This is a genomic window from Pokkaliibacter plantistimulans, from assembly GCF_003194385.1.
In the GTDB taxonomy this organism is placed as follows: Bacteria; Pseudomonadota; Gammaproteobacteria; order Pseudomonadales; family Balneatricaceae; genus Pokkaliibacter; species Pokkaliibacter plantistimulans.
Window position 1 is genome coordinate 1 of record NZ_LAPT01000100.1, and the last position, 11,488, is coordinate 11,488.

General features: G+C 57.6%; 9 protein-coding genes. 8 read left to right on the forward strand and 1 reads right to left on the reverse strand.

Annotated elements, in window-relative coordinates; all coding sequences use genetic code 11:
• The first annotated feature begins 394 nt into the window (after positions 1 to 394).
• The 3 genes from WH50_RS19415 (at position 395) to WH50_RS19425 (ending at position 4,084) form a co-directional block, all read left to right on the forward strand.
• Positions 395 to 2,170, forward strand: a complete 1,776-nt coding sequence (locus WH50_RS19415) for an acyl-CoA dehydrogenase family protein (protein WP_110188948.1) — start codon at positions 395 to 397, stop codon at positions 2,168 to 2,170.
• A 258-nt stretch (positions 2,171 to 2,428) separates the two neighbouring features.
• Positions 2,429 to 2,725: a Dabb family protein gene (locus tag WH50_RS19420; RefSeq protein WP_104151526.1), complete on the forward strand. Its 297-nt coding sequence runs from the start codon at positions 2,429 to 2,431 to the stop codon at positions 2,723 to 2,725.
• Between the two features lie 552 nt (positions 2,726 to 3,277).
• On the forward strand, positions 3,278 to 4,084 hold the full coding sequence (locus WH50_RS19425) for a carbon-nitrogen hydrolase family protein (protein ID WP_110188949.1): 807 nt from the start codon (positions 3,278 to 3,280) through the stop codon (positions 4,082 to 4,084).
• 146 nt (positions 4,085 to 4,230) lie between these two features.
• Here WH50_RS19425 and WH50_RS19430 read toward each other — a convergent pair whose 3' ends face one another.
• Positions 4,231 to 4,716: an FKBP-type peptidyl-prolyl cis-trans isomerase gene (locus tag WH50_RS19430; RefSeq protein ID WP_104151521.1), complete on the reverse strand. Its 486-nt coding sequence runs from the start codon at positions 4,714 to 4,716 to the stop codon at positions 4,231 to 4,233.
• Between the two features lie 320 nt (positions 4,717 to 5,036).
• On the opposite strand from WH50_RS19430, the gene imuA reads away from it, so the two are divergent.
• From imuA to WH50_RS19455, 5 genes are all read left to right on the forward strand, one after another.
• Positions 5,037 to 5,714, forward strand: a complete 678-nt coding sequence (gene imuA, locus WH50_RS19435) for a translesion DNA synthesis-associated protein ImuA (RefSeq protein ID WP_110188950.1) — start codon at positions 5,037 to 5,039, stop codon at positions 5,712 to 5,714.
• Positions 5,715 to 5,726: 12 nt separating this feature from the next.
• The gene (locus WH50_RS19440; RefSeq protein ID WP_110188951.1) at positions 5,727 to 7,172 is read left to right on the forward strand and encodes a Y-family DNA polymerase; all 1,446 of its coding nucleotides are present in this window, start codon (positions 5,727 to 5,729) and stop codon (positions 7,170 to 7,172) included.
• Positions 7,172 to 10,303, forward strand: coding sequence for an error-prone DNA polymerase (locus WH50_RS19445; protein ID WP_110188952.1), 3,132 nt, complete (start codon positions 7,172 to 7,174; stop codon positions 10,301 to 10,303). Before WH50_RS19440 ends, WH50_RS19445 begins: the two co-directional genes overlap by 1 nt.
• Positions 10,304 to 10,339: 36 nt before the next feature.
• On the forward strand, positions 10,340 to 10,711 hold the full coding sequence (locus WH50_RS19450) for a hypothetical protein (RefSeq protein ID WP_104151616.1): 372 nt from the start codon (positions 10,340 to 10,342) through the stop codon (positions 10,709 to 10,711).
• A gap of 104 nt (positions 10,712 to 10,815) precedes the next feature.
• The gene (locus WH50_RS19455; RefSeq protein WP_207780400.1) at positions 10,816 to 11,148 is read left to right on the forward strand and encodes a hypothetical protein; all 333 of its coding nucleotides are present in this window, start codon (positions 10,816 to 10,818) and stop codon (positions 11,146 to 11,148) included.
• Positions 11,149 to 11,488 lie beyond the last annotated feature (340 nt).

The window sequence follows — 11,488 nt, forward strand, 5'->3', positions numbered from 1 at the left end:
CAGGTTGCACTGTGGCAGGCACACTGCCTGCCACAGTGTGCCCGTCGCTATGCTGACCTCACCTCCTCAAGGGTGAGACTGCCCGGTACACGCCTCTTAACAGGTCGTTGAAAATCTATCTGCGTTGCCGAATACCGCGTCAAAAACAGGCTCAAAATGCTCATTTAGTTCACTAAACTCCGCTTTTTCGCCTGCTTTTTCCTTGTCTCGGCTGCCTCGATAACGTTTTTCAACAGCCTGTTAAGTTCAGATTCACCGCTGATTTCCATATCGATCCTCTTTGCCTCACAGGCGAACCTGTTGTTCGACCTGAACCTGTATGCACGTCTGCACACTGCTGAATTTGAGGCTGTACGCAGCGATATGTGCAAGATGACACCCTCGGGAGACCGCCATGAGCACCTATACCCATCCGCTGAAAGACACCCTGTTTGTGCTGAAGGAGCTGGTCGATTTTGACAGCCTCAGTACGGATCTGGGGCTGGATGACGTCAATCTGGAGCTGGCTGAAGCCATTCTCAGCGAGGCCGGGAAACTGGGCGCTGAGGTACTGGCACCGCTCAATCAGCAGGGTGATCAGCAGGGTGCGACACTGACAGCGGAGGGGGTGAAGCAGAGCGCCGGGTTCGCCGCTGCCTATCAGCAATATGTGGAAAGCGGCTGGCCAGCACTGGTGGCCGATGAAGCTTTTGGGGGGCAGGGTCTACCGGCGGTGCTGGGTACGGCAGTCAACGAAATCTGGCACAGTGCCAACATGGCCTTTGCGCTGTGCCCCATGCTCTGTCAGGGCGCGGTGGAGGCGCTAACTGCGCACGGCAGTGATGAACTGAAGGCGCGCTATCTGCCACAGCTTATCAGCGGTGAGTGGACCGGCACCATGAACCTGACCGAGCCCAATGCGGGTTCTGATCTGGCGGCCGTCAGCGCCAGAGCCATACCTAATGACGATCATTACCTGATCAGTGGGCAGAAGATTTTTATCACCTGGGGGGATCATCAGATGACCTCCAACATCATTCATCTGGTGCTGGCCCGTCTGCCGGACGCTCCCAGGGGAGTGAAGGGGATTTCTCTGTTTATCGTGCCCAAGTTTCTGCTGGATGAGCACGGGGAGCCGGGGGCGCTGAATGACGTCAGCTGTGTCTCGCTGGAGCACAAGCTGGGCATTCATGGCAGCCCTACCTGCGTGATGAGTTTCGGTGATCAGGGCGGGGCCAAAGGCTATCTGGTGGGTGAGGCAAACAAGGGCCTGATGTACATGTTCACCATGATGAACAATGCCCGGCAGGCAGTGGGCTTGCAGGGGCTGTCCATCTCTGAGCGGGCCTATCAGCAGGCGCGGCAATATGCGCAGGAGCGGCTGCAGGGCAGTCGCAGGGATGGCAGCCGCATGCCCATCATCGAGCACCCGGATGTACGGCGGATGCTGATGCTGATGAAGTCAGGTACGGAAGCCATGCGCGCGCTGGCGCTGGTGGCTATGGCGGAGGCGGATCGTGCCGCTATCGACAGCGAAGATCAGCAGGCTCTGGCCCGGCTTGAGCTGTTCACACCCATTGTCAAAGGCTGGATGACCGAACTGGCACAGGAAATCACCAGCCTCAACGTGCAGATTCACGGCGGTATGGGCTACATCGAGGAAACTGGCGCGGCTCAGCATTTCCGTGATGCGCGCATTCTCACTATTTACGAGGGCACCAGCGGTATTCAGGCGCTGGACCTTATCGGGCGTAAAACTCTGGTGAACGGCGGCGAACACCTGCGTGGGTTACTGGCAGAAATGGCGCAGTCCCTGACGGCGCTGCAGCAAGCGCAGGATACCGAGCTAAGTCCGATAGCCGAGCGTTTCAGTGATGCGCTGGCGCAGGCACAACAGGCGGCCGATGCCATCCTGACACGGGCGCCTGACGAACCGCATTTCGCCGGTACGGCCAGCTTCAACTTCATGATGCTGATGGGGTATCTCTGCGGTGGCTGGCTGCTGGCCCGGTCAGCACTTAAAGCCAGCGCGCAGCTAAACCATGTCGGCGCAGACAAGGCTTATCTGCAAGGCAAAGTCACTACTGCCCGTTTCTTTGCTGAGCATTATCTGCCGCGCGTGGGCAGCCATCTGCAGATGGTGCTGGCGGGCAGTCAGAGCACTATGGCACTGGCGGTCGAGCAGTTTTGAGAGTAGGGGCACGTTCCGAGAGGGTGAGTACATCGACGACCGGCTGCCAGGTTAGCGCTGTCAACCGCATAGTCGCAAAGGGTGTACAGATGCAATAGTGCCAAAGTACCGCTTTTGCCATCCTGTCGTCGTAGATTCAGCCATTGGCGCCAAGGAGGGCGCCGGGTGTGAGAAAAGTGGAGGAGTGCTCCTTATACTGAAGTGACCGGATCAGGTTAATTTCTGATCATCCCTGTACGCCAATGAGGAAGGAGTCGAATGGTTCAGCATAAGTTGTTTGTGCGCTTCAAGCCGGATGTCACCGAGCTGCAGATTGATCATGTCTGTCAGAGTCTGGCAGAGCTGGCGCACTCTCTCAGCAGCATCCCCGCGTTTCGTTACGGCACCAATATCAGCCCGGAAAACCTCAACAAAGGGCTGAATCATTATTTTCTGCTGACGTTCAAGGACGAAACCGAACGCAATCGCTATCTGATTCATCCCGGCCATAAAGCACTGCAAGAGGTCTTTGACCCCATGATCGATGACATCATGGTGTTTGATGTCATGGTGTGAGTGCGTACTGTGTCCGCGTTTTTTCGACAGCACCCGGAGGTGAGGTGATTGGCTTGCTCGGTACAGCGGTCATCACCTCTTCTCGTGCCATCTGTTCTTCTGCGTGTTTATCTGAGACACCGCGCTGCCACTGGTCAGCACTGACCTGATCTGACGTTTCAGGTGCTCGTCATTCTGAACGACCCTTGCCTGATCCCTGATTAACATGCCCGCTCTACGTCAACTAATGGTTGTCTCACTGGCCGCCTGTTCTGTTCGTTGGCTGCGCTCGTGCACCTTCGCAAGGTATGACGTCAGAACATGGCTCCAATGATTTCTTTTCGATTGTTGCGCTTGTTCGCTGCTCCCTAGGATGAAAGCACAGCAGTGATCAGCGGCTGGCCTCAGATGAGGCGCGGCCATTGAAACCAGCGTAGCCTGTGCTGGCATCAACCTGACGGCGCTGAGTCTTCCCGGCCATGGCCCGTGTTGCAACGTAGGTGGTGTGGTGTCTGTCACCCTGCCGCCTGAGGCATGCCGGGTACTGTATTAACTGATTCGATAGGCTGAACCATGAACAACATAAAAATAGCGGCAGTACAGATGAACAGTGGCGCTGATGTGGCGGCCAATCTGGCACTGGCACGACATTGGGCCACGGAAGCCGCTACGGCGGGCGCCTCACTGGTGGTCTTGCCTGAATACTTTTACCTGATGGGAGAGCAGGAGAGTCAGCGTGTAGCGCTGGCTGAACCATGGCAGGCGGGGCCCATACAGGTCTTTCTTGCCGGGCTGGCCAGAGAGCTGGGCGTCTGGTTGCTGGCGGGCAGTATTCCGCTGGTGTCGGATGATCCCGAGCGGGTGTACAACAGCAGCGTGCTCTATGACAACAACGGTGAATGCGTTGGCCGCTATGACAAGATCCACCTGTTCGGCTTCGATAACGGCGTGGAGTCCTACCGCGAAGCGGATGTGTTCAAGGCCGGACAGCAGATAGCGACCTTTGCCACGCCTGCCGGGCGTCTGCGCAGTTCTATCTGTTATGACGTGCGTTTCCCTGAGCTGTACCGGCATGCGCCGGGTTTTGATCTGCTGGCGGTCCCCGCTGCCTTTACGGCGACCACCGGAGAGGCGCACTGGGAGGTGCTGTTGCGAGCGCGGGCCATTGAAAACCAGTGCTATGTGATCGCGGCGGCGCAAACCGGCGTGCATCCCAGCGGCAAACGTACCTTTGGCCACAGCATGATCATCGACCCCTGGGGCAAGGTACTGGCACTGCTGGCGGAAGGTAACGGCTATGCGATGGCGGAGATGGATGCGGATTATCTGAGTAAGGTGCGTCTGAATCTGCCTGCACTGGCACACCGGATGGTGGGTTAGGGGCGAGTGCTTGGCCAGGTAGTAAGGATAGGTAGTCTGCACAGGAAGACGCTCAATGGCCAGAAAAGCAAACGGCCCATCTGAAGATGAGCCGTTGCCGATATCGATACTGCGCCTGAGATATGTTCAAGGCACAGTACGATCAATCAATGGTGATGATGACCACCTACACCGTGCGCATGGCCATGAGCCACTTCTTCGCTGGTGGCTTCACGGACATCGACCACTTCCAGATCGAAAGTCAGAGTACGGCCAGCCAGAGGGTGGTTGAGATCAACAGTGATCATGAATTTGCCGGGCTTGACGACCGTCACCTGACGCTGACCCTGTTCGGTGTTGACCACCGCAACCATACCGGGCTTCCACACCTTGGCACCTTGCAGATGCTTGGCAGGAATACGCTGAATCGCATCTTCCTTGCGCTCGCCGTAGGCTTCTTCGGCTGCCAGGGTAACGCTGAAGCTCTCACCCTTGGTTTTGCCAGTCAGGGCTTTTTCAACACCTGACAGCATGTTGCTGTGGCCGTGCAGGTAAGCCATGGGGTCATGGCCAGAGTTGCTTTCCAGAACGTTGCCTTCCTGGTCTTTCAGGGTGTAGTTGAACTGTACAACGGTGTTATCAGAAATCTGCATGTTTTGCCTCTTCATGCGGGTATCGCGCGAGTCGCGCCATAATAGCAAAACCTGCTTTTGCGGCTAGCAGTAATTCTGCTGGCGGTTTGCTAAATGAACGTCAGTTTGGTTACCCAGCAGCGCGGCACTGCTGACAGCAACTTCATTGTCGAAGAGGGGCTATTACGGACGAGGAGCGGCGACGCTCCGGCCATGAATCTTGCTTGGCTTTTATATGGCTACGGCTGTGTGTTGATACCGGAGTGGTGAGTTTTGTTCTCTTTACTCGTGCTAATGCGGCTATATACTGTATACATAACCAGTATTATTGATGCCTGACCATGAACACGCTGCTCTCTTATCTGGAAAACCATCATCTGATCTGGCGCGGCCGCCATCCGCACGGGGCCGCTGACACCCAGTCATCGGGTTACGCCGTGCTGGATGAATATCTGCAAGGCGGCTTTCCCCGACATGATGTCATCGAAATCGACAGCCCCTGCGGCATCGGTGAGCTGCGTCTGTTGCTGCCTTATCTGCAGCAGCAGGAGACGCCGCGCCTGCTGGTGTTTATTGCGCCCCCCGGCCTGTTGAGTGCGGAACTGCTGCTGGCAGCTGGTATTGACCTGCAACAGGTGCTGGTGCTGCAGCCTGAGAGTGACAAGGATGCGCTGTGGGCGGCAGAGCAATGCCTGAAGAGTGGAAGCAGCCATGGAGTGGTGATGTGGCACAGGCAGCTGGATGTACACCAGCTGAAACGTCTGCAGCTGGCGGCGCAGGAAGGCCGGGCCTCACTGTTTCTGTTTCGTACTGCCCAGCGTATCAAAGTGTCACTACCGGTGGCTCTGAGTCTGCAGCTGCGGCCTCATGCCCAGGGCTTGCGGGTACGTATCAACAAACGACGTGGCGGCTGGGCTGAACAGCCCTTCACGCTGGATATGTCCAGCCACTGGCCGGAACTGGCGTGTGCGCCGGTGCCCGACAACCTGCTTTATCTGCCCGTGGCCCGGGCCATCTAGCGGGGTACTGAGATGTTGTGGCTTTACCTGCACTTCCCCCGCCTGCAGCTGGAAACTCTCTATCAACCCGAGCGGCAGGAGGAGGGGCGCCTGCCTGCTATTGTGGTACTGGATGCTCAGCATAACCGTGTGGTGCAGATCAATCAGGTGGCCAGTGCCGCAGGTATTCAGCTGGGTATGGGGCTGGGAACGGCCGCCTCCCTCAGTCAGGAATTGCAGGTGGTGGAATATCAGCCGCAGCGTGAAGCCACCAAGCTGCAGGAAATCGCTCACTGGCTGTATGACGTGACGGCTGACATCAGCCTGTTCTCGCCGCAGGGTCTGGCAATGCGGGTAACGCCGATGTTGCGCCTGTATGGTGATCTGCCGCGCTACTGGCAGGCTGTGCAGCAGCATCTTGGTCGCTGGCGCGGGGCGTCATGCGTATCTGATGCGCCGGTCTCTGGCCTGAGCCTGCAGTTTGCCACTGCTACCACACCGCTGGCAGCCCGTGTGCTGGCCCGCAGTGGAGCAAACATGCTGACTGATCAGCAGGAACACATACAGGCTCAGCTGCGTGGGTTGTCCATCAGGCAAAGCGACTTGTCGACAAAGGATGTGGAGCGCCTGAGTCGCATCGGCGTGCTGACCATCGGTGATCTGCTGAAGCTGCCACTGGCTGATCTGGCGCGGCGCTTTGATATTGGCCTGATCAATCATGTGGGCAGACTGACGGGGCAGTTTCGTCATCCGCTGGATTTCTACCTGCCGCAGTCTCGCTTCCGCCAGTCGCTGGAGCTGCTTTATGAAATCGACAACACCGGGGTGCTGCAGCATCCCCTGAGCCATTTACTGGATCAGCTGGAAGCCTATCTGCGCCAGCGTGGCTGGATGACCGAGCGGCTGGAGCTGTTGCTGCATCAGCGCGACCGTGAGAACAAAAAGGTCAGTATTGCCTCTGCCCGTGGTGAATATCAGGCCTCGGTCTGGCGGTCGTTGGCGGCTCTGACCCTGCAGCATGTGAGTCTGGATGCACCGGTGCATAGCATGACGCTCTGTGTTGAGCAGGTCAGTTCTTATCAGGCGGAGAAACTTGATCTGCTTGATGGCAGGCAAGGCTGTGTGGCCGCTGAACAGCTGGTGTCACTGTTGCAGGCCCGTCTGGGGGAGGCGCGGGTACAGGGTATAACGCTGGTGGATGACCATCGGCCGGAGCGGGCCAATCAGCGCAGCAAACCACTGACCCCCGCTCAGGCGCCTGCACACCTCAATCGTCTGCGACCGAGCCTGATGTTCGAGCCGAGAGCATTGCGGGAAAAGGTGGAATTGCTGCATGGGCCGGAGCGGATTGTGACCGGCTGGTGGGATCAGCAGACCGTCAAGCGTGATTACTATGTGGCGCGCAATCAGGCCGGGCAGTGGCTGTGGGTGTTCAGGAATGAACAGAGGGAGTGGTTTGTGCAGGGGATGTTCAGCTGATGTCCTACGCCGAGCTGTTCTGTCGCAGCAACTTCAGCTTTCTGCAGGGCGCCTCTCACCCGGAAGAGCTGGTCATTCAGGCGGACTATCTGGGTTATCAGGCACTGGCTATAACCGATGAGTGCTCGGTAGCCGGAGTGGTGCGCGCCCACAGTGCCATTCGCGAGCACGGCCTGCGTCTGCGGTTGTTGATTGGCAGTTATTTTCGCTTCGATCAGCTGGAGCTGATTCTGCTCTGCCCCCATCGTCAGGCCTATGCCGAACTGTGTCGCACCATTACCAATGCCCGGCGACGGGCGGAGAAAGGCGCATATCAGCTGTCAGAGTGGGACATCAACGCGCTCAGGGAGTGTCTGGTGCTGTGGCTGCCGAGTGGTGATGAACAGGCAGACAGCCACTGGGGGCAGCAACTGAGCCGTTATCACCGGGAGCGCTTGTGGATTGCCTGCCGCCGGTCGTTACATCATCTGGAACATCGCTATCAGGCTCAGTGCCAGCAGCTGGCCCGGCAATGGCAGCTGCCGGTGGTGGCTTGCGGGGATGTGCTGATGCATTGTCCCAGCCGTCAGCCATTGCAGCATGTGCTGACAGCCGTCCGGCTGGGCACCACGGTGCAGCAGGCTGGGCGACAGTTGAGTGCCAATTGTGAAGGAGAGCTGCGGCCATTGGCCAAGGTGCACAGCCTGTTCCCGGCGCAATGGCTCAGCGAGTCGCTGGTGATCAGTCAACGCTGCGACTTTGATCTGGACTCCCTGCGCTATGAGTATCCGTCAGAGCTGGTGCCTGAAGGGATGGCGCCGATGGCGTGGTTGCGTCAGCGGGTGGCGGAAGGATGCCTGCGACGGTTCCCCGAAGGCGTGCCGGAGAAAGTGGCTGCCACTATTGCCAAAGAGCTGGACCTGATTGAGGAGCTGAATTACGTCTATTACTTCCTCACCATTGATGACATTGTGCGTTTCGCCCGTGAGCAGGGCATTCTCTATCAGGGGCGTGGTTCGGCAGCCAACTCTGTCGTGTGTTACTGCCTGGAGATCACAGCGGTTGATCCACGGCAGATCTCCGTGCTGTTTGAACGTTTCATCTCCAGAGAACGCGGTGAGCCGCCTGATATTGATGTGGACTTCGAGCACGAGCGGCGCGAGGAAGTCATCCAGTACATCTACGGCAAGTATGGTCGTCAGCGTGCGGCGCTGGCGGCGACGGTGATCAGCTATCGCATCAAAAGTGCCATTCGTGATGTTGGCAAGGCACTGGGAATTAACGAGACCCGGCTGGATTTCTTCATTCGCAATCTCAATCGACGGGATAAGGACAACCCCTGGAGCCATCAGCTGACCGAGCTGGGGCTGAACAGTCAGGGAGGACTGGGGCAGCATTTTGTTGAGCTGGTAGAGCAGATTCGCGGTTTTCCCCGTCATCTGTCGCAGCATGTAGGGGGCTTTGTGATTTCGGCCGGGCCCCTGTATGAACTGGTGCCGGTGGAGAATGCCGCGATGGCGGAGCGGACGGTCATCCAGTGGGACAAGGATGATCTGGAAAGCCTGGGCTTGCTGAAGGTCGATGTGCTGGCGCTGGGTATGCTGACGGCGATTCGCAAGGCGTTCACCCTGATTCAGCGGCACTATCCGGCCACGGCGTTGCAGCGTTTTGGTGTGGCTGACAGCCGCTCGCTGTCCATTGCCGATATGACCCGGCTGGGTGATGACCCGGCGGTCTATCACATGGTGCAGCAGGCTGATACGGTCGGGTTGTTCCAGATTGAATCGCGCGCGCAGATGAGCATGTTGCCACGCCTCAAACCGGCCTGCTACTACGATCTGGTGATTCAGATTGCCATCGTGCGGCCGGGGCCGATTCAGGGCGATATGGTGCATCCGTTCCTCAAGCGCCGAAATGGCGAGGAAGCGGTGGACTATCCCTCGGCAGAGGTGCAGGGCGTACTGAGCCGGACCATGGGCGTGCCGATCTTTCAGGAACAGGTGATTCAGATCGCCATGGTGGCTGCAGGTTTCAGTGGCGGCGAGGCGGATCAGCTGCGTCGTGCCATGGCCAGCTGGAAAAAGACGGGCAAGCTGGTGCAGTTCGAGCAGAAGCTGATCAAGGGCATGCTGGCGCGTGGCTATAGCCGCGACTATGCCGAACGCATCTACAACCAGATTTGCGGCTTTGGGGAGTACGGCTTTCCCGAATCGCATTCTGCTTCGTTTGCGGTGCTGGCCTATGCCTCTGCCTGGCTGAAGTTCTACTTTCCGGCGGCGTTCTATACCGCTGTGCTCAACAGCCTGCCCATGGGCTTCTATTCTCCCTCGCAGCTGGTGCAGGATGCTCGTCGCCATCAGGTGGCGGTGCTGCCGGTGTGTGTGAATCATTCGCAGTGGGACCATCAGCTGGAGGAGGCTGGACAGGTGCTGGCCATCCGGTTGGGACTGCGTCTGGTGAATGGACTGAGCAAGACGACGGGCGAGCAGCTTCTGCAGCATCGCCCTGTGGTGGGTTATCGCCATATCAGTGAACTGATCCGACTGGGGGTGCGTAAGAATGAGCTGGAGGCGCTGGCCAGTGCCAATGCGCTGCAGGTACTGAGCAGCAACCGTTATGACGCCCGCTGGCAGCTGATGGACTCCGCGCACGGTCTGGCACTGTTGGACACTGCACCAGACAGTGATCAGACTCCTATGCCCGTCGAATCGGGCGGGTTTGCCTTTCAGCCCAATGCCATCAACGATTTGCTGGAAGACTACACGGCCGTCGGGCTGACGCTGGGGGAGCATCCGGTTGCGCTGCTGCAACGTCTGAACCGGCTCACGCGTTTTACCCCAGCAGCGGAACTGAAAGGTGTGCGCCATCAGGCGGTTGTGACCGTTATTGGTCTGGTGACAGGGCGGCAAAGCCCGGGTACGGCCAGCGGCGTTACCTTTGTCACACTGGAAGATCACACCGGCAACATTAATGTGGTGGTCTGGTCGGCTACCGCCCGCGCCCAGAAACAGCCTTTCCTGACGGCGAAGCTGCTGCAGGTGCAGGGTGTGCTGGAGCGAGAAGGGGAGGTTATTCACGTTATTGCCGGGCGCATGACGGATCTGGGAGATCAGCTGCATGGGCTCGGCGTCCGTTCCCGCGATTTTCATTGACGGGTCATCTACAACCGCAATCACACCAGAATCACCATGGATGCCTATCGCCCACGCTTTGATCGTCATCATCGTCCGCCACGCAAGCCTCGTATTGCCGATGAAAACATCGACAGGCAAATCAGAGTGCTGCATCAGGCCATGGCTGAAAAACTACTGGCTCAGCCGGCGCTGGTGGAGCAGGTGCTGGCAAAACTGGAAGAACGCTACAGGGCAGGGCTGATCCGGCATGGTGCTTACATGACGTGGTTTTCGCTGCTGGACAATATCGATAAGCGCGAGCAGTTTCTGGCCGCTTTACTGGATGATGGCTTCTACATGCGCAAGCTGCGTCGCCGTACCCCTTTTGTTGGTATCCTGACCGAAGAGGAACGTCAGGCTGCGCTGCTTGCCGATGCAGTAGGGTAGCTGAGCGGAAACAACGCAGAGTGGATGAGTGTATCAGGTGAGGTTGAACCCGCTCAGGTCGGGCAGAGTACAACTCACATACCGTCACGGGTACAGGAGGCAAGGTGATCGATAAAACAGCATTAGCAATCAAGGTATTGACCGACGATGTCACAGTGATATACGGCATATTCGTAGCAATAAAAAGCTCAGGCTTTTTTCCACCGGCTCCCTTTCTCAATGAATTTCTGGAAATAGGTGTCGACTACTGTGATCAGGACGGAATAATGGACAGGTGGACGCCCTTCAGTCTGTCATCGGAAGAGTACCAGACCGTTTTGCTGTGGTGGCTGACGCAATACCCCGGAACCGTAGTCGAGGGTTTTGGCGCCGTAAACTGGAATGAATGGGTGGGAGTCATAGTAAGGGGGGAAATGTTCGGCTATTCAGACTTATAGCGCTGTGGTCAGGTGTGCCAGCTTGTACCGTCGCTTTACCTTTCTGTCTGGTCAGAATCTGCGAGGCCAGCCGGTTATTCTGGCGCCTGATCAGGTTTAACAGGTCGTTGAAAATCTATCTGCGTTGCCGAATACCGCGTCAAAAACAGGCTCACAGCCACAGGCTGAACGTGCTTTAGCACGGCCCCGAAGGGGCGAGCGGAGCGAGTCAAATGCTCATTTAGTTCACTAAACTCCGCTTTTTCGCCTGTTTCTTGTGCCCTCGGGGTATTTCCTTGTCTCGGCTGCCTCGATAACGTTTTTCAACAGCCTGTTAAGCAATTTGAGCAGATTGCAGGGG

Excerpts from the sequence above, each read along its gene's own strand:
- WH50_RS19415 (WP_110188948.1), top strand. The coding sequence starts at position 395 with ATGAGCACCTATACCCATCCGCTGAAAGACACCCTGTTTGTGCTGAAG.
- WH50_RS19420 (WP_104151526.1), top strand. The coding sequence starts at position 2,429 with ATGGTTCAGCATAAGTTGTTTGTGCGCTTCAAGCCGGATGTCACCGAG.
- WH50_RS19425 (WP_110188949.1), top strand. The coding sequence starts at position 3,278 with ATGAACAACATAAAAATAGCGGCAGTACAGATGAACAGTGGCGCTGAT.
- WH50_RS19430 (WP_104151521.1), bottom strand. The coding sequence starts at position 4,716 with ATGCAGATTTCTGATAACACCGTTGTACAGTTCAACTACACCCTGAAA.
- imuA (WP_110188950.1), top strand. The coding sequence starts at position 5,037 with ATGAACACGCTGCTCTCTTATCTGGAAAACCATCATCTGATCTGGCGC.
- WH50_RS19440 (WP_110188951.1), top strand. The coding sequence starts at position 5,727 with ATGTTGTGGCTTTACCTGCACTTCCCCCGCCTGCAGCTGGAAACTCTC.
- WH50_RS19445 (WP_110188952.1), top strand. The coding sequence starts at position 7,172 with ATGTCCTACGCCGAGCTGTTCTGTCGCAGCAACTTCAGCTTTCTGCAG.
- WH50_RS19450 (WP_104151616.1), top strand. The coding sequence starts at position 10,340 with ATGGATGCCTATCGCCCACGCTTTGATCGTCATCATCGTCCGCCACGC.